This is a genomic window from Brucella pseudogrignonensis, assembly GCF_031454375.1.
GTDB lineage: Bacteria > Pseudomonadota > Alphaproteobacteria > Rhizobiales > Rhizobiaceae > Brucella > Brucella pseudogrignonensis_A.
Map to the genome: position 1 here is coordinate 1169556 of NZ_JAVDQT010000001.1, position 19440 is coordinate 1188995.

Here is a 19440-nt window from a genome sequence, read left to right on the forward strand (position 1 = left end):
CAGCTGTCATCCTAACCTTGTAGTGAGCCTTGCGGCAAAAACAACTCTCAATCTTCAGTCAGCGGCAACACAACGCGTACTGAAAGACCACCCATACTGCTTTTTGCAAGGTGCAGACTTCCGCCATACTCGCGCACAGTATCTTGGACGATTGCCAAACCAAGGCCGGTACCGGGCTTGGTTTCGTCGACACGATTACCCCGCTTTAATGCCGCCTCTATTTTATCTGACGCAAGGCCCGGACCATCGTCCTCAATCAAAATCTCAAACTGACGTTTAACATCGACCGCTGCTCGGAGCGTAATTTTTATACGCTTACGTCCCCACTTACCCGCATTTTCAAGAAGATTGCCAACAATCTCTTCGAGGTCTTCCTTTTCACCTGCAAAGACTGCACCCGGCAAGGTATTCTTAAAACTGATATTGAAAGACGGATTGAGTTTCACCGTCACCCGCTCCATTCGTTCCAGAACTGGTGTGACTGGCGTTCTAAATACAACGCTATCGCGCTGCGCCGCAATGCGTGCGCGTTGCAGATAATGCTGTATCTGCACCTGCATCGCTTCACTTTGTTCAAGGATAACACGCCCCTGTTCGCCGCCCATGCTTCGCGCTTCATTAGCAAGAACTGAAAGCGGTGTTTTCAGCGAATGCGCAAGATTGCCAACTTGGGTTCGCGAACGCTCGACAATACGACGGTTATTTTCAATTAGTGCATTCATTTCCTTGGCAAGTGGCGCAATTTCGATGGGCAACGACGTATCTAATTTTGCTGAACGCCCTTCGCGAATGTCTGCAAGTGCCTGACGCACCTTATCGAGTGGACGGAGACCAAAAAGAATAATGCCCGCATTGATGAACACGCTACCAAGGCCAAAAATCGCAAGGTAAAAAGCGAGCTTTCTCCGAAAGTCCGAGACTTCACTGATGACTTCACTCAGATTGCCCATCACGCGAAAGCGCGCAACACGATTATCATTATCCAGAACGACTTCGGTTTCGACAATGTAAAGTTCTTCGCCGTTCAACCCCGGCAGAGTGTAGCTGCGCATGAAAGAGCTGTCGAAAGGCACCTGCGATACCGGGATTTCTGGAACGAGGCGCCCAATAGACGATAGGGATTGCAGTTTGCCGCTTACATTTTTCGAGATCGGATCAACAGACCAGTACCAACCAGAAAGCGGGCTGGAATAGCGCAACTCGCCCAGCTCCGGACGCCCCTGAAGGGTTCCGTCTGGCGTTATGCTGACCGCACCTACAAGACTGAACAAGTGAGCCGTCAGCAGTCGCTCAAAATTGTTACGCGCCGCATCACCATACAGTGTACTGATCAGCGTTGCGACGACGACAAGTGCGATAATGACCCACAGCGTCGAAAGCGTGACAACGCGGATAGCCAGCGAACGCAAAGAGGGGAAAACGCGAAGAAGCTTCAGTTCCCGCTCCCTTTCACATCTCCCTGCCCATCAGACCGAATGCGATAGCCCATGCCGCGCACAGTTTCGATCAGGTCAACGCTCATTTTCTTACGAAGGCGACCGACAAAAACTTCGATCGTATTGGAATCGCGGTCGAAGTCCTGATCGTACAAATGCTCAACCAGCTCAGTCCGCGATACTACCTCATCCATATGATGCATGAGATAAGAAAGCAGGCGATATTCATGTGACGTAAGCTTAAGCGCTACGCCGTCCACGCTTGCCTTAGACGTCTTGGTATCAAGATGAAGTACACCGCAGACCAGTTCAGATGAAGCATGTCCTGCTGCGCGCCGGATCAAAGCACGCAATCGCGCCATGACTTCTTCAATATGAAATGGCTTCGCGACATAATCATCAGCACCGGCATCTATACCAGCGACCTTATCGCTCCATCGGTCGCGCGCAGTCAGCATGAGAACTGGCATTGCACGACCATCACGCCGCCAGCGTTCGACGACACTGATGCCATCCATCTGCGGCAGACCTATATCGAGGATCACCGCATCATAAGGCTCGGTATCGCCAAGATGATGACCTTCCTCACCGTCAAAAGCGCTGTCTACGACATAGCCTGCGCTCGCCATCGCATCAGAAAGCTGCCTGTTGAGATCTTTATCGTCTTCAACGATCAGAATACGCAAGCCATTTTCCCTTGCTTAATGCCGTAGCAAAGCCGCTTATTGTGCGGGTACAGCCACTTCAACGCGACGCGGACGTTCGCCGTCACGCCCCGGTATAAGTACCACCACCACACACATGGCTCGGCCATTTTGCGTTGTCGGCGTTGATTTAGCCAGCTGACCGCCCTGCGAGGCAGCCACTTGCTCGCCAACTGCCGCGCAATCAGCAGCAGCAACGGCAAAGACGTTTGACTTCTGAGGCTTCGCAATTGGTAGGGCACCGGCACTGACCGGCAACAGACCAATGCTAACGGCCAGAAGCGCGAAAATTTTGAGAGCAGGGTTCTGTTTCATCATGTCCCTTTTATAGCGCCTGTCAGCTGAACGATGCATGAACGATACACTCCGCCGAATGACACAAAGGAAATTAAGCACATAAAATAGCAAATGCCTCATATTAAGACAGCAACTATTTAAACCATTGTTTTTACACATAAGATCATCCGGAGCATCCGTCAATATTCCGGGATCAAGCATATTCAACAACTCTGCTATCACGGTTTATAAAATTATGAAATGCGCGAAGTTGCCCCTATCCGACCAAAAATGGCGACAAGGCCGGCGATTGCGGTAGCAAGTTGCAGCAATACATCAGTCAGCGCGCCGTGATCCACGGTTTCGCTGACAAGACCAAACGCACCTGCAAGCGACAGAAACAACGCAACAAGTCCGGCCCAGACAGTGCGGGAAAGATACCAGGCTTTATCATCAGTCATGAGATTTCCTCTTATACTAAGAATTGCTCTGAATTTGGATTGAGGCAAACTCGCCAGCCCCAACTCTCGGGCTTAACATCGCAATCCGAATTTCAAATGGACTGGTTCCAACCTCAGCAAGTCGCGCGGCAGTCGGATATATCCACGATGCAGTTGATACTTCTATAGCCCTCACGCGCACTTCTGACTGCCAGACTTCCACATTATAACTCTCGCTATCCTCGCCAAGCGGAATGTCTGCGCCCATCCAGCTATCGGCATCAATCCGCCCACGTCTGATCCAGTTGAGAGACAGATCACCATTGCCAAGCTGTTCAGCCTTGAGATGCACAGGGCTCAGCGGTCTCAATGCCTGCAAGCCACCATTCGCTTTGACCGTATCGAAATATTCATCCGAGAATGACTTGCCTGCCGCGCCTATGCGCCAGTTAAGTTCCAATCCGATTTCAGATGAAGTCAGACCAATGCTCTGAACGCCGCCGTCAAACAATACAAATGGAGTGCCCGCGGGCTTTTCGAGCCATGCTGCCGATTCAGTACCAAGCTGCCCGCGCAAGAGGTTGCTTAACTGCCAGCGATTTTGTCCAACTTCTTCAGCTTCCAAAAACTGAATCACTTCCCATTTTTCATCGGGTGATTTGATCATCGCCATATTTGCCCCATTGAGAATTTGAGCGAGGGGCTTTGATTGCAATTCACCCGAATAGAGTGCCAGTTCAATTGTCTGCGCATCAATGATGCGCCCGCTCGGGCCACCTGCCAGCGGCGCGGTCAGTTCACCCATCACCGCACGCTCCGTGATGAGGCTGCGCTCAGAAAAACCGTCGCCTGTTGGAGACGCATAGGCCACCACCCCTCGCCATGGCTTAGCATGCGCGGCAATGCGGAATTGACCAGCTGGGTCTTCTGCACCCGGCCATAACGGCAAATCAATGAGATGGAAAATCGGCTTCATATCCGAAACCGGCTCACCTGGAGGAAGCTGTGGCGTCTCTCCCCTATCTGCAAAAACAACATTCGGTGCAAGGGCCACAGCTTTTACTGCACGCACCTCGCCATCTTCCAGAGAGGAAACGATGTAGTTACGGCCACCGCCCAGCATATCAAGTCGCACCCGGTCGCCAACATGAAGCGCCGCCTCTGACCATGGCAATGAGAAACTTGCCGTCCGACGCTCGGCATAGCGGCGCGCCATCCAAGCCTCCGCAAGTGCGCTCGCCTGCCCCGTTTCCATGGAACCAGATAAGCTGAGGCTTTCGGTGCCTTGTCCCGTATCGCGCCGCACCGATGCGCCAACCACCTGAAACTCACGCAATGGGTCGTTGCAATAGAGCTCTGCCACCGAAGGCAAGTCGCCCTGATCTTCAAGAACCGCAGTCAGCGCTTCGCCATCGGCCGGTTCAACAAGCGTCGCCGCGACGTCAAGAACAGGAGCCGCGCGACCAATGCTGCGAAACACAAATTGGCCCGCCTGCTCAAATCCATGAATGCCAAACACATTCATCAGCGGTTCCAGTACACCGCGCGCCGTGCTTGGCTCCCCAATAACAAAACCAGTTAGATGACCATCAACGCCCGAGCAGTCGGCAGCGGGCAAACCGAAATCCGCAAGAACGGCAGAGATAAGTTCATCCACCGCAATCCCGCTCAAGCGGCCATTGAGCCAATGGCCTAGCCGCCAATTTGGCGTGTCGCCCCACACGTCACCTTTCAGCGGAAATTCCGGGAACGGTCGCGTGTCCCACGACCAAAGATAGATGCGATCCATATCCAGCATCGGCCCGTCATAGACGGGAGAGACCGGATTATGATCCGGCCAATACTGATAATGCGCTCGCAAAAAGCGATCCATAGCAATGTCCGAGCGTGAACCATTTGAGAAATAAGGCGTCGCATTTTCAGACGATTTCGGATCTGGGAAGACATTCGGCTGGTTTGGTCCTTTATCGACAGCCGGACAACCGAGTTCGGTAAACCAAACGGGCTTGGATTGCGGCACCCATGCCGTTGGTGTCAGAGTCTCGGCGCCATCCACGCGGTTATAATGCGGATTGCTCCACCACGAACGAATGTCCTTGTAACGATAGACCCACGGCTTTCCTTCCAGCCCATCGGTAATGGGCGTGCGTTTACGTTTTTCCCGATCTTCTTGACTTCCATAATACCAGTCAAAGCCTTCACCCGCTTCGATATTATTGCTTAAACCATCAGGGGCATAAGCGCCTTCAAAGCCATCGGGATTGCCACCATCAAGATCACTGTCGCGCCAATCGGCAAGTGGCATATAATTGTCGATACCAATGGCGTCGATTGCCGGATGCGCCCATAACGGGTCGAGATTGAAAAAGAGATCACCCGTGCCGTCCTGCGCCTGATAACCAAAATATTCGGTCCAGTCCGCACCGTAACTGATGCGGCAGCTGGCTCCAAGTTTGGTGCGCATTTCAGCGGCAAGCGCACAAAGATGCGTGACAAACGGAAAACTCTCGCGGCTTTCGCGAATGCTGGTTAGGCCACGGAGTTCAGAGCCAAGCAGAAATGCATCGACCCCACCCGCTTGCACAGCAAGACTTGCACAGTGATTCAGAAAACGCCTGTAACCCCATGTTCCATTGACGAAAGCTGCAACCTGATTGGCGGCTTCCACCGTCTTATCCGGTGAGCCTGCAACACCGATAGCAGGGTGGCAGGTGATACGTCCGCGCCACGGATAGACTGACTGCCCTGTTCCGCCATCTGGGGATAGCAACTGATTATCAGCCGGAATATCCATCATGATGAAAGGATATAATGTTACCTTCAGGCCACGCGATCTCGCATCGCGGATTGAGTCAATCACGCTCTGATCGGATGGCGTACCACCATACGCAGCACCCTCGCCGCTCGTGGAAATCAAATGGGCTCCACTGCGTGTGACGTTTTCAACCTTCCATGTCTGGCTGGACGACAATGCACTCTGATGTGTCACGCCCGGCCTTATCTGACATGATCCGGCACGCAGATCATTGCCAAACCATGGCAGAACAATCGCCACATGTTTAAGTTGCGGACAGAGTGCCTGCAATTCGTCCATCGCGACGGTCCAGTCGCTGTGTCCGCGTTTTGCATTGCGGTTGAGCGTCCGGCGCTCACCCGGAAAAGGCTGATCGGTGACGGGAGATGGTGACAGACCAAATTCTGTCGAGCCGGGAATAAGCGCTATAGCACGCACATCACGCGCTACTTTTCCAATCGGGCGCAGAACCTCAAACTGGAATTGCGGCAGTCTGTTACCATAAACATCAAGCGGGATGCGCTCGAAAACCACATAGGCCGTTCCACGATAGGCGGGAGCATTGCCTGTGCCCTGCTTGGCTTCAATCAGTGGATCTGGCTGCTGTGTATTGGTGCCATGATAAATACGCATTTCGATCTCGGTGAGATCAAGCTCCTGCCCATCAGCCCAAACACGGCGAATACCAGCGATTTCGCCTTCGGCGATCGCATAGGCCATGTTGCCGAAATAGCTATAGGAGGTGACTTTGGGTCCACCCTTGCCACCCTGCCGCTCTGTAGTTTTCTTTTCCTCAAAACGTGTGGCCCAGATCAACGTGCCCGAAAGCCGCGCTGTACCATAGACGAACGGCAAAGCCGCCCCTTCTTCCGCGGTTGCAACGCGGCCGCTATTGAGGCGGGCGCCTTCCATATGACGGGTTGAATTGATGATGGCCGTGTCGATAGCATAGCCACCCATAGCGCCAAGGCCTGCGCCAATGGCAGCACCCACAGGGCCAAAAATGCCGCCAACGGCGGCGCCTACGGCTTGCAGAACAACAGTCGCCATTGCTTAACTTTCTGGTTCAGGGAAAATAAAAATTCCGGCAATACGCTTGCGCCATTGCGGCACCAGTGCCGAAGACATGACGCGATGCCCCTCATAGGCATGGATAAAGCGGTTCTCGCGCGCCATGATGCCAAGGTGCTTCGCAGCAACATCGGAGCGCCAGCGGAAGATAAGCAGATCGCCCGGCTGCGGATCGTCTTTAATCCGTTTCTGCATGTGCCGGGATGCAGCCTCCAACAACGGTTCGCCCATCGCTGCCTCGGCCCAGTCAGGCGCATAGGCAGCGAAGGTCTCTGGCTCAACGCCATAAAGCGCACGCCAGATACCACGCACCAGCCCCAGACAATCACAGCTTATGCCGCGCGTGGAAGCGCCATGCCGGTAAGGTGTACCAATCCAGCGCTCAGTTTCGCTCAAAACTCTGTCAGCAATCATGGGACCAGCGCACTCCCATCATATTCGTTGCCACCGCTGACGTAGGCAAAGGCAGCATCATTTCCGGGGAGATGCGGGAAGCCGCGAAAATTCAATCCATTGGTAAACTTCGCCTTACAGGTGGCAAAGCTTTTGTCGCATCCGGCAACGAGATGAAACGTATCGCCCGGCTTTGCAGCCAGCACCGGTGGCTCTGTAAGGCTCAGATTGTTGCTGCTATGCACTACAACGCGCACCGATGCGCCCTGATTGTCGCCACTTGTCCATGTGAGCCGTCCCTGCGTAAACCAGCCGCTGGCAAAACCTTCAAGACCCGCAACGCTCAGCATAGCACCCTCAGCGCTTGCCACAGAACCATTCGCAACGAAGCGCGGATCGCTGATGTTAACGCCGCAGCGCTTGTCACCCAGCACGGCATCACATTGGCGCAGAACACGCCTGCCGCAGACAGCATCAAAGGCCGCCGCAGCGCCCTTCAGCTCCATCACAAAACGACCAACTGAACGCGTGATCGCACCCACCGTCCAGCGCCGCAAAAGCATATGCTGACCCGGCGCATTCCAATTGGCGAGATAACTCTCGACCACGGCGCCATCGAAGCGTCCCTGCTCAATATCTGTTTCGCTGATACGTGAAGAGGACAACACGCCCTCCACGTCGCCACCGGCGATTGCAAGGCCAAGCGTCGTCGTGGCTTCACTGCTGTTAAGACCAGTCAACGGTTCGCAGGAAACCCTATCGAGATCAAGCGTCTGATCGTGGTCCGTAAAGCCCATGACCACCTGATCGGAACGTCTGATAAGCCATGCAAAGCAATGGCTTGTCACTTCACCCTTCAGATGTGATTCAAGTTGCGCGGGAACAGGGATCATGCCTTGACCTCAATAATCGGAATGGAAGGAATTTCACCCGCCTGAAAGGAGGCAATGCTGGCCGTCAGACGATCTGTGTCGAAGCGCACCGGCACATCGAACAAAAAGCCAGCCGTCACCTGAGCGCCCCCGGAAGGCACATAAGCTGGCGTAAAGACTACGGCTCCCGTGGCATGATCGAGTGTATAAGCCTCACCCGCATTAAGCCTCACACCATCAATGCCAATCAGCACTGACCCCACGACGGGACGTGTGACCGGGCGGCTGTAAGTCTCATATTGTTTGGCAAGCTGAAAGCGCGTTGTGACACCGTCGCCGGTTCCAATGAGCTGATCATCATGTGAGGGTGCAGCAGTTCCATTTGCCGAGGAAAAATCAAACGGGTCGCGGAAGAGGAAGGCATGCAATGATCCACGTCGAGCCTCAAAAAAAGCAAGCACGGTTTTCAGATCATCCAGCGAACGCAAGCCTGTGCCTGCATCGAAATGCCTGCGTGAATGCGCCCAGCGTGCATTGCGTTTTTCCATACCTGATGTGAGCGTGACAATTTCGTTGCGCCATTCGGTTCCAGTTGTAGACCCAAAAGATACACCGAGCGGAAAACGGACATCGTGAAAGGCTTCCATCTCACATCCTCCGTGCGCCGCGACGTACCGCACCGGCAAGCATGGTGGAAAGCTGCGCTTCTGACTTCCGGAAGGAAGATGCGTCAGGCGATGTCATATTGAAGACAACCTGAACTGGCTTAGCCCCACCGCCACCCGTTGCCACGCCCAGCCTGCCATCGGCACCACGCGCCAGCGGAAGGATCGCTTCCGCACCCGCTTCACCCGTCAAGCCCAGCGAGCCGTTACCCATGCCAAAATAAGTGGGGCTTGAGACCACACCACCTTTTGCGAAAGGCATGATGCCCCGGATGCCCCCCAATACACTCGTCATCAACGAAGAGCTGAGACTTTGTAGCGGCTGAAGACCGGCTGACAGCGCCGATCCTGCCAGACTGCTTGCAAGTCCGCGCAGCACATCCTCCAATCCTTTGCCGGAAACGACTGCACTTTTAAGGGCAGTCGTTAGGCTCGTTCCAAAGCTTGACGAGCGCTTTTCAAGATCGGTCAATGCACGATCAAAAGCGCTAGTATCCGCCTCAACGGAAACGGTTACAGTTTCATCTGTCATGTTTAATCACCTGTCGGGAAAGGCATGCATCAGCGCGTCGAGTGTCGCGCGCGAAGGAGCGTTTTTGCTCTGCGATACGGGGCCGAGTACAGCGCCGAGCTCGCGTGGGGTCATGGCCCAAAAGTCTTTTGAGGAAAGCCGCAGCAAACCAAAACCTGCACGCATCACCTCTTCCCACGGAAAAGGCTGACGTGAAGGAGATGATTCAACTGCGGCACTTAAGGGTTTGAAGGAGAATCGCTTTCTGCGGTTCCAAAGGTGGCGGTGAGCAGCGCTGAAACAATGCGCGCATAACCGCTTGCACCACCATCCGCCCGCATTTCGGCCACGTCTTCAAGCGGCACATCATGCCCTCCACCGTGCAGGCCCGCGCAGATAATGCGTTGCATATCGAAGGCCGAAAGTTTGCCGGTGGAAAAGCGTGTAATCAAATCGGAAAGGTTGTCTGCCTCAAAAGCAGACTCAAGCTGTGCCAGCGCACCCAGCGTCAGGCAGAGAGTCCAGTCGCGTCCATCAAGTTTTGCCGCAACCTCGCCGCGATGGCGATTGACCATCATGGCGCTTCCCCAAAGGTGATCAGCCCTGCGGATTCAAGTGCAATTTCAAAGGTTACTTCCGCATCGTGATTGCCGCCATATTCCAGCGCAACTATTTGAAACGCTCCAGTGATCGTTCCAAAATCCGGCAACACAATCTGCCATTCACGAATTTCGCCACTGAAGAAGACGCTACGGATCAGCGCATCCGACACGGCATCCTTGAAGATGCCGGATCCGCTGACGGAAGCGCGCTGAACGCCACTGCCTGCCAGCAATTGCCGCCAGCGACCGGCAGCATCTGCATCAGTCACATCGACGGTCTCAGTGTTGAAAGCGATACGTTTGGTGCGCAGACCAGCGCAGGTTTCAAACTGCCCTGTGCCGTGCGCAATTTTTAGCAAGATATCCTTGCCGCGTTGAGCTGTCATGTTTTGCTCCAGTATTAGTTGGCGGGTTCTGTCACGGCGCGATAGCGCATGGTGCCGAGATAGCTGCCAAACCCGTCTGTGTTGCGCGCCAGAACTTCGGTCAGCATCAGATTAATGACGCGATGACCATCCAAATCGAGCGGTTCTTCGTCGAGCCGTGTCGCGATGCGTCCGGCAATGTCGAGCACACGTTTGCGCCCTGCTTCGCGCGCCCATATCTGGATATTGAGGAAATGCTCGCCGCCTCGTTCGCTTGCCGTGTTCCAGTCCTTGCTAAGCGTTTCACCCAGCGTAATGTAAGGAAAAGCCGTTTTTGGCGGGACGTGATCATAAACATGCTCGCCGCCAAGTGTTTCAATGAGTTCTTCGTCGTTCTTCAAGGCGTCATAAAGTGCTTTCTGCAATGCTGCCGCGCCATTCTTCATTCTGATCCCCGCTTGATTTTTCACGCTCATGTCGGGCGCCCAACCGCCCGAGAGAAATATCTTCCCGCATCGCCGTTTGCTGGAACCGCAAAGCGCGAATGAGACCGTCGAAGGTGAGTTTCATCGTGACATTCATCGCCCCTCCTCGACTGCCAAACAGATGAGATACCGCCCCCGTTCATCCGCATCGTGAACCGCGCGCAGCACAAAAATACGCCCGCTTTTGCGAAAGCGTTTGTCCGAGGAAATGTCGTCTCGATAACGCACGAGAATACGATGAGTTATTTCCGGGCGCGGGCGAATGCCAAAGTCCCGTTGACTGATGGAGACAGGCTCAATGCGCCCCCACACTGTTCCAATTTCGGACCATGTCTCTCGATAACCACCCATGCCATCAGCAACTGGCTGCATGGATTCGAGGGCCAGCTCGGCTGTGAGCTGCCCCGGATCAATAAACAGGACATTGTTCATAGAGATATGCGCCGCCAGCTATCGACCATCTGTCCAACCATGGCTGGCAGTTCTGCTTTTGATTCAGCAAGACCGGCACGGTTTTCGTAGAGATATGCAGTCAGTGTCAGGATCGCTTGCTTGAGCGCATCCGGCACTTCCACCCCGGTTTCACCGAAGCCCGCAATGAAGTCGATCTCCAGACCGCAGAAGGTCTGCGCATCAGGGTATTGTGCCATGTAGACACGCTGCGGACGACGTCCATGCTGGAGCATGAACTCTTCTGGCTCCATGCTGATCGCGCTGCCATCGGGACGATATGCGACAACGGACGTGACCACTTTGACCGGATATTTGAACAGCGCCAGACGACCTGAACGCGGCCACCGATCGACGCGCAGACGCCATGTTTGATCAACCAAAGCTAACCCTGTATCTGCCTCGACCATTTCGCGCGCTGTTTTGATGATACGGCGCAAAACCTCGTCTTCGCTTTCGGTCGAAATTCTTAAAAATGCGCGTGCATCTGCAATCGTCACCGGCTCCAGCGCCGGCGGCGTGACAAGAAACATTGTCATGTATTTTCCCCTTAAATAACTCTCAAATCAGATAGTTACGCATGGCACCCCAGAAAGAGATTCAACGCGTTCGCAAATTGAATCTAGCTGCCAAAACCGGCAGGTAGATCATGTAGCGGCATTGCAAAAAATCAGGCGGCAAACTTCAGAAGCTTGATCGCATCAAAATCCTGCACACCGCCGCCCACGCGCTTGGTGGTGTAGAACAGGACATATGGCTTTGCAGAATATGGATCGCGCAACACGCGTACACCGATGCGATCCACCACCAGATAGCCGCGCTCGAAATCACCAAAAGCAATCGGCGTTCCGTCGGCTGCAATGTCTGGCATGTGTTCGGCTTCCACCAGACCAAAGCCCATCAGCGATGCCTTTTCACCAACAGCCGCTGGCGGCTGCCAGAGGTAATTACCATCGGCATCTTTGAGCTTACGAAGTACGCTCTGGGTCTTGCGGTTCATCACGAAATTGGCGTTCTGGCGATACCCAGCCTTCAACGCATAAATGAGTTCGATAAGCTTATCGGATGGATCGGCAGCAGGTAGCGCTCCCGCAACACCCGTTTCAATATGGCCGATCTTGCCCCACTCCCAGCTTGCATCCTCAACCGTGCTGTAGCTCAAAAAACCCATCGGTTTATTGAGACCATTGCCGGTGATGAATGCAGCACCTTCCTGCTCGGCAAAGGCTGCTTCCACTTCTTCGGCAATCCACTGCTCCACATTCACGGCTGCATCGTCGAGCAGTGAGGCTGTTGCCGCGGGCATGGCGTAGATTTCCATGGTCGGAAACTGGAGTTCCGCGAGCTTTGCTGAAGCTGTCTGTGGACGTGCATCGGTTTCACCGACCCAGCCCGTTGCCGGACCACTCACCGAAAACGGCTTTTTCAGCACCGCACCGGAAACCTGACGGACACTGGAAATGCCACGGATCGGCGAGAGTACGGCCAGACGACGACCAATTTCGGTTTCAAGTTCCGCTGGCACCAGATAGCCACCATCAGGGCCGGATGCATAGGAATGCGCCTTCTGCTCAACGCCGCGCAGAGCCTGTTCGTCGCCACGGCGAACATAGCCGTCAAAAGCCTGTTTATGCTCGACATCAACGATAGCATTACCCTTGCCAAGCTGCGGGCGCGCGCTTTTCAGCACATACTGGTCAAGCGCCTGCTTCTGTTCGTCGAGTGCACGATTGATACGATCAACCTTGTCGCGCAGCAGCACATCGACATCGGCACTTTTTTCGACCTTTTTCAGACGCTCATCATTGGCTTCACGAAAAGCCGAGAAAGCAGTCATGAATTCGTCAAAAGCTTCCGACACATCGCCGTTGTTCCCAAGCGCCTTCGTTTCCACACTCTTGGTTTCGAGCGGGATTGCATGATTTTTTTCCATTTTTGATCCTGATTAGTTAAGTGACATCATCTTGCAGGCGGCGCGCATACGCTGCGCAAGCGCTGCATCATCAGCCCGGAAAGCGTCCCGCCCGTCCTGGCCCTGTAAGGCTGCAAGCGCTGAATAGCCTTTGGCTATAACCAGACGTGCAGCAGAACGGCTCAGCCCCGCATCCCGCGTGAGCCAGCGTTCAAACTCTCTGACTGTCGGCAAATCCGCCTTGAGATTATTGATCCGCGCCTGTGGCAGCATCGGAAACGTGACCACAGAAATTTCCCAAAGGTCGGCCTCGGTTATATGTCGTAGCCCTGTGCGCGCATCATTGCGTGCTTTGATGGTGCGAAAGCCAATCGACAAACCATCCAGTCCACCAGCCCGCATCAGTTCCAGTGCTTCGCGAGCGCGTGCAACACCTTTGGCAAGTCTGCCCTCGACATAAAGACCGCGTGCATCCTCACGAACATCCGTCCAGACGCCAATCGGCTCAGCCGCATCATGCTGCCAGAGCATACGCACTCCAGAAGATTTTCGGGATGCAAGCGACTTTGCAAAAGCGCCTTTTTCGATCACATCATTTCCAAGATCAGCTAAGCCGAACACACTGGCATAGCCTGAAAAACTGCCGTCGATTTCGATCTCTTCGAGCGCCAATGATGCGCGCTTGGTTTCAAGCTTTATCATTCCGGCTCCTTTGCAAAGGTGGGAGACCGGGAAGCGGTGCATGTTTCATGCGTTCGGCAAAACGCTTGAGAATGCCAAGCACCGACCATGCGGCAAGACTTGCAGCGGTTGCGCCCATCAGCATCACCTCGGCACGACCAAGCAGCGGTTCAAGTGACAGTGTTTCGGCAATTTTCACGCCCGCTGCACCGCCAAAAACCATGCCGCAGATAATGCCGACAGCAAAACGAATACCAGCCTCACGCTTGCCATTTGGCAACATATAAGCAAGCGACACGGCAGAACCGGCGACCGCCCCGGCAATCTTCGCGAACCACACCAGTGTAGCATCGGACGTCATCACGGTTTCACTCAGATTACTCATGGCACTCTCCTTTCTGCGCGTGGCTGGTAGCCAACCGCATCGCGTTTTTCATCGTCACTTAAGAATGAGGCATCAGAGACGCGCCGCCATAAAGATTCACGTTCCACCGACAGGCCTTCGATGCGATCCGTGTCATGCTCAAGCCTGAGCTCGCTGCCGAAAATCGGCCCCAACCAGCACCCGAAAGCCTTTGCCGTGCGGTTGATCAGCGGCAGCACAGTCAGGCGATAAAAGGCGCGATTGGCCTCTGCGTAATTGGCGTAAGTATTGTCGCCTGGAATGCCGAGCAGCATCGGCGGCACACCAAATGCCAGTGCAATATCGCGAGCAGCACCATTCTTCGCCTCGATGAAATCCATATCCTGCGGGCTGTAACCCATCGCTTTCCAGTCCAGCCCACCTTCGAGTAGCAGCGGACGTCCGGCACCAGAGGCCCCTGTGTAGCCTTCTTCAAGCTCGGTTTTGAGCCGGTCGAATTGCTCTTCTGTGAGGTTGCCACCATCTTTCGGCGCATAGACCAATGCACCAGAAGGACGCGCAGAATTATCAAGCAAAGCCTTGTTCCAGGCACCAGCCGCATTGTGCAGATCAAGCGCCATTAGGGCTGCTTCAAGGGGCGGAAATCCATAATGATCATCCAGCGGATGAAATAATTTCAGATGTAAACCAGCGGAAGCCGCACCCGCAAGCGAGACAACACGGCTCGTATTGGCTGAGCGATAGACCAGCGATTGCGGCCAACCATCGCTCGATGTTTCAAGCGTCACCCTTTCAGGCCGCAAAAGATGCAACTCGCTGCGTCCGCTCGGAAGATCGACACGCTCCACATAAGCATTGCCCGAAATCAGCAAGTGTCCGTAAAGCCGCTCAAAGAAGCTGCTGCTATCCAACCCACCTTGCGGCTGCGCAATAAGATCGAGCAGCGGGTGTGTTTCATGCTCGGTCGTGCCCTCATAAAGCAGCCACGGCACATTGCTGGCCGCTTCCGCGATCAGGCGCACACAGCGATGCGCAACCGGATTTCGCATGAAGCCCTCACGCGCGAGCGAAGTATAATCCCGGGCAATCCATGACGGCCCACGCTCCATATGCAGGGCGACAAAACCTTGCGCGCTCTTTTTCTCGCGCCCCGCATCAGCATATGAGGGTGCGTTCGCGGCAGCTTTGCGCCACGGCCAGTTCCACGCCATATATCGGCTCTCCAATGATTGTAAAAATTATCCGAAACGCCGGATACGCGGCTTTCGATCGGCACCATGCATCAGTTCTGTCAGCGCCCAGACCATCGCATCAAGACGATCCGGCGAACGGCCCGTCGAAAGACCTTCCGGCGCGAAATCACACATTTCATCTTCAAGTGCTGTAAACCGCCCCGCATGACGAACACGCCCCTGCTCATAAAGGGCGGCCACCGGCTCGGCGCGAAGCCATTTGCCCCGCGATGCATGCCGCATCAGCACGGGAACCGTTGCATCTTCTGCGGCCAGAACCGCCGCAACCATTTCGCCGCCCTGATTAACTTCGGCCAGCACCGCGTCAGCCTCATATTCATGATAAAGCGCAATTGCACGCCGCGCCCATTGATGCGGCTTAGCCATGCTCATGCTTTCATCCGCCAGCACATGCGCAATGCCATTTTCGTCGATACCCGCCACGACAATGCCGCATGCGTCCGATGACTTACCCGATGAGGCAGGCGGATCGATCGCCACGAGGATACGGATCAGCTCAGGAGCAGACTGTTCAAAACATTGCTCAATCCGCTCACGCGACCACAAGGCTCCTGCGCGTTCTTCAATCAATTCGCCGTCGAGTTCCTGTCGTCCGAGCCGCGTACCCGCATAACGCTGATTGATCGTTTCAATAAAGCCGCTGGCGAGGTGCTCGGCATTCTCTGATGTTCGCATATGCGTCATCGCAACCGAATTGTCGGTCATCAATGATTTCAGCAATGGAACCGCGCGAGGGGTTGTCGTCACCACCTGACGCGGAAAGCTCCCCAATCGCAGACCAAACTGCAACATATCCCATGTGGCTTGCGGGTTTTTCCACTTTGCCAGTTCGTCACACCATGCGGCATCAAACTGCGGTCCACGTAACCCGTCTGGATCTTCCGACGTATAAAGTGACGCCACAGCGCCATTATCCCAGAGCAGTCGCCGCCGTGTCGCCTCATAGCGTGGCCGCGACAATCGTGAGACCGACAATATGCCGGAGGGACCATCCACCATGACCTCACGGGCATCGGCAAAAGTTTCGCCCACCAGTGCAATATGCCCGCAATGTCGCGAAGAAAATGGCGCAAGCCCCAATGCCATTCCCGATACCCATTCGGCCCCTGCCCGCGTTTTCCCCGATCCGCGACCACCCAGAATAAGCCATGTCCGCCAGTGGCCAGACGGTGGTAATTGCGCATCACGCGCCTTGAACAACCACTCGCTGTCCAGTGCCATGATCTGATTTTGCGTCAAGTCCGCCGCCCAGGATTTCCCGTGCGCGCCTTTTTGCAAGTTCGTTAATTCTCCTATCTATACGAGCAAGCGCCGCTTTGACCTCAACAAGGCCCACCAGCCCAGTGTCATTACTGGTTTCGACGGCACCCGTTTCAGTCGCAAGCTCACCCACGGTTTTCACGGCCTTGGCCAAAGCCATCAAAGCTTCAGCCTTGCCCTTATCCGGCAATTCCTCAGCATCGATCAGCTTGTTGAGTTCGCTCTGCAATCGTTGCAGAGCGGTGTCAGCGGCTGAGGGTTTGATGAGTGCTTTCTCATCGCGACCAATAACCTTCAGCCACTGAAGATATTGTTTTTCTGTATATCCCATCACCTCGGCAATCTCAGCCGAAACGATGTCGTGTTTCATTTGCAGGCAAAAAGCCAGCCTGACCCGCGCCTCCCGGCGCTCGTCCATTTTTCGCGTTTTCAACGGCAACTTCCGCTAACTTAGTCTTTCTCATGCAAAACCCCGAAAGCATGATGCTTCCGGGGTTTTGCAATAAGGATGAAAGCCGGGGATACTAAAGCTCTCATCCAGATCAGTCACACTTTTCTGACTGTACCTGATTGATAGCAAAGCACCGTTACGCCGTCAAGGACTATTTTCCTATTTAAGATTTTTTTCTTGTGTGACTTTCTGAAATTCGTTTACGAATTAACATGAGTTATGGCTTAATTATCTGATATGATTAAGTGGCAGGTTCTGCTCGTCTCGCAACTTTTACGATTAAAAAGTAGAGTTCATGCGTAACAAGACTGATGAAGATTCTGAAAATAAAGGGCGCAAGCCCTTCAGGGTTTCGCGCCTTATCGGCCTTGATGCATGGATCGATTCCGGCCTTTATAATCTACGCTTTTATGCTCGCGAATGGTGGGAAAACATCACAATTTTCTCACGAAAATTCCGTGTTCGTGGCTTCCGACGTTTCGTTGTCGAAATTCTGGATGAAGGCTTTACGCTGGGCGTCATTGGTTCTGTTCTAATGCTTGCCCTGGCTTTGCCCGCATTTGAAGAAACAAAAAAAGACTGGCGTGCGCAGGACGATTATGCCGTCACCTTTCTTGATCGGTATGGCAATGAACTGGGACAACGCGGTATCCTGCACCGGCAGGCTGTACCGATTGATGAATTGCCGGATCATGTCATCAAGGCCGTTCTTGGCACGGAAGATCGCCGTTTCTTTGATCACTATGGCATCGATTTTTGGGGGCTGAGCCGTGCGCTGAGCCAAAATCTGCGCGCCAATGGCGTGGTTCAGGGCGGCTCTACGCTCACCCAACAGCTTGCCAAAAATCTGTTTCTTTCCAATGAACGCACCATTGAGCGCAAGATCAAAGAAGCGTTTCTTGCGATCTGGCTTGAGAGCAATCTGAGCAAAAAAGAGATACTCCAGCTCTATCTCGATCGCGCCTATATGGGTGGCGGCACATTCGGGATTGCTGCCGCATCGGAGTTTTATTTTGGCAAGAACGTTAAGGATGTGTCGCTGGCAGAAGCCGCTATGCTTGCAGGCCTGTTCAAAGCGCCCGCGAAATTTGCCCCGCATGTCAATCTGCCAGCGGCACGCGCGCGCGCCAATGTTGTACTCTCAAACATGGTTGAAAGCGGCTTCATGAGCGACGGACAGGTTGCCGTTGCGCGCCGCAATCCAGCCAGCATCATCGACCGCGCCAAGAATGAAAGCCCGGACTATTTCCTCGACTTCGCTTTTGATGAAGTGAAGAAAGTTGCGGGGCACCTCCCATATCATACGCTGACCGTGCGCACGACGCTGGATCGGAATCTACAAAAAGCTGCAGAAGAATCGCTCGAATTTTACCTGCGCCAGAATGGCAAAGACTATAATGTTTCTGAAGCTGCCACAGTCGTGATCGCCAATGATGGTTCGGTGCGAGCACTGGTCGGCGGTCGCGACTATGGCGAAAGCCAGTTCAACCGCGCAACCAAAGCACTGCGTCAGGCCGGGTCATCCTTCAAGCCCTATGTCTATGCCGCTGCTATGGAAAAAGGACTGACGCCGAATACCATTGTTTCCGATGCACCCGTCAGCTGGGGCAACTGGGCACCTCGTAATTATGGCCGCAGCTTTGCCGGGCGCGTCGATCTGACCACAGCACTTGTACGATCGCTCAATTCTGTTCCAGTTCGTCTTGCCAAGGATCATCTGACAACTGCGCCCATTGTTGCGCTGGCCAAAGCGATGGGTGTGGAATCAAACATTTCCTCACATAAAACCATGGTACTCGGCACCTCTGAAATGACCGTGATGGATCAGGCGACCGGCTTTAATGTCTTTCCAAATGGCGGGATGGCTGGCAATCGCCATGCCTTCACTCAGATTATTTCGTCGGAAGGCAAAGTCCTGTGGGACTATTCACGCGATGCACCAAAGCCGCACCGGGCATTGTCTGAAAAAGCAGCCTTCGAGATGAATTCGATGCTGGTGCAAGTGCCGGAACGCGGGACAGCGCGACGCGCGGCGTTGCCAATGACACGCGTTGGCGGCAAAACCGGCACGACACAGAACTATCGTGACGCATGGTTTGTTGGCTTTACCGGCAATTTTACGGCTGCTGTCTGGTTTGGTAACGATAATTTCACCCCGATGAAGGAACTGACTGGCGGTGTGCTACCTGCAATGGCGTGGCAGCGGATGATGAATTATGCTCATCAGAACATCGAATTAAAGCCGATCCCCGGTATCACGCCCGCCTTCCCGGCGCCTGCCAAATCAACCGAACCGAAAGTTGCAGCAACAGACAAGCCAGAAGAAACCATGTCGGCAGCTCCACGCGTGCTGTCGCCCGTTGCTACCAAAACGCTTAAAGAACTGAGCGACGCTTTGCGTGATGCACCGCCGGTTCCTGCCCTTGCCGCACGCAGTAAAGTATCGGTACTTTGA

Annotated in this window: 22 protein-coding genes and 1 pseudogene; 1 reads left to right on the forward strand and 22 read right to left on the reverse strand. The window is 54.2% G+C overall.

Features of this window, described 5'->3' with window-relative positions; all coding sequences use genetic code 11:
- Window positions 1-47: 47 nt before the first annotated feature.
- The 22 genes and pseudogenes from J2782_RS05885 to J2782_RS05990 form a co-directional block, all read right to left on the reverse strand.
- Window positions 48-1358: an ATP-binding protein gene (locus J2782_RS05885; RefSeq protein ID WP_310011101.1), complete on the reverse strand. Its 1311-nt coding sequence runs from the start codon at window positions 1356-1358 to the stop codon at window positions 48-50.
- 74 nt (window positions 1359-1432) lie between these two features.
- Window positions 1433-2122: a response regulator transcription factor gene (locus tag J2782_RS05890; RefSeq protein ID WP_310010671.1), complete on the reverse strand. Its 690-nt coding sequence runs from the start codon at window positions 2120-2122 to the stop codon at window positions 1433-1435.
- A gap of 36 nt (window positions 2123-2158) precedes the next feature.
- The gene (locus J2782_RS05895; protein WP_310011103.1) at window positions 2159-2455 is read right to left on the reverse strand and encodes a hypothetical protein; all 297 of its coding nucleotides are present in this window, start codon (window positions 2453-2455) and stop codon (window positions 2159-2161) included.
- 215 nt (window positions 2456-2670) lie between these two features.
- Window positions 2671-2877 (reverse strand): hypothetical protein, encoded by a 207-nt coding sequence (locus J2782_RS05900; protein ID WP_310010672.1) that lies wholly within the window; start codon window positions 2875-2877, stop codon window positions 2671-2673.
- 16 nt (window positions 2878-2893) lie between these two features.
- Window positions 2894-6700: a baseplate multidomain protein megatron gene (locus tag J2782_RS05905; protein ID WP_310010673.1), complete on the reverse strand. Its 3807-nt coding sequence runs from the start codon at window positions 6698-6700 to the stop codon at window positions 2894-2896.
- A 3-nt stretch (window positions 6701-6703) separates the two neighbouring features.
- On the reverse strand, window positions 6704-7135 hold the full coding sequence (locus J2782_RS05910) for an NlpC/P60 family protein (protein WP_310010674.1): 432 nt from the start codon (window positions 7133-7135) through the stop codon (window positions 6704-6706).
- Window positions 7132-8007: a DUF2163 domain-containing protein gene (locus tag J2782_RS05915; protein WP_310010675.1), complete on the reverse strand. Its 876-nt coding sequence runs from the start codon at window positions 8005-8007 to the stop codon at window positions 7132-7134. Before J2782_RS05915 ends, J2782_RS05910 begins: the two co-directional genes overlap by 4 nt.
- Window positions 8004-8633 carry a phage distal tail protein, Rcc01695 family gene (locus tag J2782_RS05920; RefSeq protein ID WP_310010676.1) on the reverse strand — a complete coding sequence of 210 codons (630 nt, stop codon included), beginning with the start codon at window positions 8631-8633 and terminating at the stop codon, window positions 8004-8006. The genes J2782_RS05915 and J2782_RS05920 overlap by 4 nt, the downstream gene beginning before the upstream one ends.
- A 1-nt stretch (window position 8634) precedes the next feature.
- Window positions 8635-9183, reverse strand: coding sequence for a phage tail tape measure protein (locus tag J2782_RS05925; RefSeq protein WP_310010678.1), 549 nt, complete (start codon window positions 9181-9183; stop codon window positions 8635-8637).
- 6 nt (window positions 9184-9189) lie between these two features.
- Window positions 9190-9357, reverse strand: a pseudogene (locus J2782_RS05930) (rcc01693 family protein); the annotation flags it as partial.
- 44 nt (window positions 9358-9401) lie between these two features.
- Window positions 9402-9740: a gene transfer agent family protein gene (locus tag J2782_RS05935; RefSeq protein ID WP_310010679.1), complete on the reverse strand. Its 339-nt coding sequence runs from the start codon at window positions 9738-9740 to the stop codon at window positions 9402-9404.
- Window positions 9737-10150: a phage major tail protein, TP901-1 family gene (locus J2782_RS05940; protein WP_310010680.1), complete on the reverse strand. Its 414-nt coding sequence runs from the start codon at window positions 10148-10150 to the stop codon at window positions 9737-9739. Before J2782_RS05940 ends, J2782_RS05935 begins: the two co-directional genes overlap by 4 nt.
- 14 nt (window positions 10151-10164) lie before the next feature.
- Window positions 10165-10575, reverse strand: coding sequence for a DUF3168 domain-containing protein (locus J2782_RS05945; protein ID WP_310010681.1), 411 nt, complete (start codon window positions 10573-10575; stop codon window positions 10165-10167).
- Entirely contained in the window at window positions 10535-10711 is a 177-nt protein-coding gene (locus J2782_RS05950) for a hypothetical protein (protein ID WP_310010682.1), read from the reverse strand. The genes J2782_RS05945 and J2782_RS05950 overlap by 41 nt, the downstream gene beginning before the upstream one ends.
- Window positions 10708-11046, reverse strand: coding sequence for a phage head closure protein (locus tag J2782_RS05955; protein ID WP_310010683.1), 339 nt, complete (start codon window positions 11044-11046; stop codon window positions 10708-10710). Before J2782_RS05955 ends, J2782_RS05950 begins: the two co-directional genes overlap by 4 nt.
- Complete coding sequence (locus tag J2782_RS05960) at window positions 11043-11603, reverse strand: head-tail connector protein (RefSeq protein ID WP_310010684.1); 561 nt, start codon at window positions 11601-11603, stop codon at window positions 11043-11045. The genes J2782_RS05955 and J2782_RS05960 overlap by 4 nt, the downstream gene beginning before the upstream one ends.
- A 131-nt stretch (window positions 11604-11734) precedes the next feature.
- Window positions 11735-12997, reverse strand: a complete 1263-nt coding sequence (locus J2782_RS05965) for a phage major capsid protein (RefSeq protein WP_310010685.1) — start codon at window positions 12995-12997, stop codon at window positions 11735-11737.
- Between the two features lie 12 nt (window positions 12998-13009).
- Entirely contained in the window at window positions 13010-13678 is a 669-nt protein-coding gene (locus J2782_RS05970) for an HK97 family phage prohead protease (protein WP_310010686.1), read from the reverse strand.
- Window positions 13665-14042 (reverse strand): DUF6107 family protein, encoded by a 378-nt coding sequence (locus J2782_RS05975; RefSeq protein WP_310010687.1) that lies wholly within the window; start codon window positions 14040-14042, stop codon window positions 13665-13667. Before J2782_RS05975 ends, J2782_RS05970 begins: the two co-directional genes overlap by 14 nt.
- A complete protein-coding gene (locus J2782_RS05980; protein WP_310010688.1) occupies window positions 14039-15232 on the reverse strand; it encodes a phage portal protein in 1194 nt (397 codons plus the stop codon). Before J2782_RS05980 ends, J2782_RS05975 begins: the two co-directional genes overlap by 4 nt.
- A 27-nt stretch (window positions 15233-15259) precedes the next feature.
- Window positions 15260-16495 (reverse strand): DNA-packaging protein, encoded by a 1236-nt coding sequence (locus J2782_RS05985; RefSeq protein WP_310011104.1) that lies wholly within the window; start codon window positions 16493-16495, stop codon window positions 15260-15262.
- Window positions 16458-16967, reverse strand: coding sequence for a hypothetical protein (locus tag J2782_RS05990; protein ID WP_310010689.1), 510 nt, complete (start codon window positions 16965-16967; stop codon window positions 16458-16460). The genes J2782_RS05985 and J2782_RS05990 overlap by 38 nt, the downstream gene beginning before the upstream one ends.
- A gap of 313 nt (window positions 16968-17280) precedes the next feature.
- On the opposite strand from J2782_RS05990, the gene J2782_RS05995 reads away from it, so the two are divergent.
- Window positions 17281-19440: a transglycosylase domain-containing protein gene (locus J2782_RS05995; protein WP_310010690.1), complete on the forward strand. Its 2160-nt coding sequence runs from the start codon at window positions 17281-17283 to the stop codon at window positions 19438-19440.

Excerpts from the sequence above, each read along its gene's own strand:
- J2782_RS05895 (WP_310011103.1), bottom strand. The coding sequence starts at position 2,455 with ATGAAACAGAACCCTGCTCTCAAAATTTTCGCGCTTCTGGCCGTTAGC.
- J2782_RS05900 (WP_310010672.1), bottom strand. The coding sequence starts at position 2,877 with ATGACTGATGATAAAGCCTGGTATCTTTCCCGCACTGTCTGGGCCGGA.
- J2782_RS05905 (WP_310010673.1), bottom strand. The coding sequence starts at position 6,700 with ATGGCGACTGTTGTTCTGCAAGCCGTAGGCGCCGCCGTTGGCGGCATT.
- J2782_RS05910 (WP_310010674.1), bottom strand. The coding sequence starts at position 7,135 with ATGATTGCTGACAGAGTTTTGAGCGAAACTGAGCGCTGGATTGGTACA.
- J2782_RS05915 (WP_310010675.1), bottom strand. The coding sequence starts at position 8,007 with ATGATCCCTGTTCCCGCGCAACTTGAATCACATCTGAAGGGTGAAGTG.
- J2782_RS05920 (WP_310010676.1), bottom strand. The coding sequence starts at position 8,633 with ATGGAAGCCTTTCACGATGTCCGTTTTCCGCTCGGTGTATCTTTTGGG.
- J2782_RS05925 (WP_310010678.1), bottom strand. The coding sequence starts at position 9,183 with ATGACAGATGAAACTGTAACCGTTTCCGTTGAGGCGGATACTAGCGCT.
- J2782_RS05935 (WP_310010679.1), bottom strand. The coding sequence starts at position 9,740 with ATGATGGTCAATCGCCATCGCGGCGAGGTTGCGGCAAAACTTGATGGA.
- J2782_RS05940 (WP_310010680.1), bottom strand. The coding sequence starts at position 10,150 with ATGACAGCTCAACGCGGCAAGGATATCTTGCTAAAAATTGCGCACGGC.
- J2782_RS05945 (WP_310010681.1), bottom strand. The coding sequence starts at position 10,575 with ATGAAGAATGGCGCGGCAGCATTGCAGAAAGCACTTTATGACGCCTTG.
- J2782_RS05950 (WP_310010682.1), bottom strand. The coding sequence starts at position 10,711 with ATGAATGTCACGATGAAACTCACCTTCGACGGTCTCATTCGCGCTTTG.
- J2782_RS05955 (WP_310010683.1), bottom strand. The coding sequence starts at position 11,046 with ATGAACAATGTCCTGTTTATTGATCCGGGGCAGCTCACAGCCGAGCTG.
- J2782_RS05960 (WP_310010684.1), bottom strand. The coding sequence starts at position 11,603 with ATGACAATGTTTCTTGTCACGCCGCCGGCGCTGGAGCCGGTGACGATT.
- J2782_RS05965 (WP_310010685.1), bottom strand. The coding sequence starts at position 12,997 with ATGGAAAAAAATCATGCAATCCCGCTCGAAACCAAGAGTGTGGAAACG.
- J2782_RS05970 (WP_310010686.1), bottom strand. The coding sequence starts at position 13,678 with ATGATAAAGCTTGAAACCAAGCGCGCATCATTGGCGCTCGAAGAGATC.
- J2782_RS05975 (WP_310010687.1), bottom strand. The coding sequence starts at position 14,042 with ATGAGTAATCTGAGTGAAACCGTGATGACGTCCGATGCTACACTGGTG.
- J2782_RS05980 (WP_310010688.1), bottom strand. The coding sequence starts at position 15,232 with ATGGCGTGGAACTGGCCGTGGCGCAAAGCTGCCGCGAACGCACCCTCA.
- J2782_RS05985 (WP_310011104.1), bottom strand. The coding sequence starts at position 16,495 with ATGGCACTGGACAGCGAGTGGTTGTTCAAGGCGCGTGATGCGCAATTA.
- J2782_RS05995 (WP_310010690.1), top strand. The coding sequence starts at position 17,281 with ATGCGTAACAAGACTGATGAAGATTCTGAAAATAAAGGGCGCAAGCCC.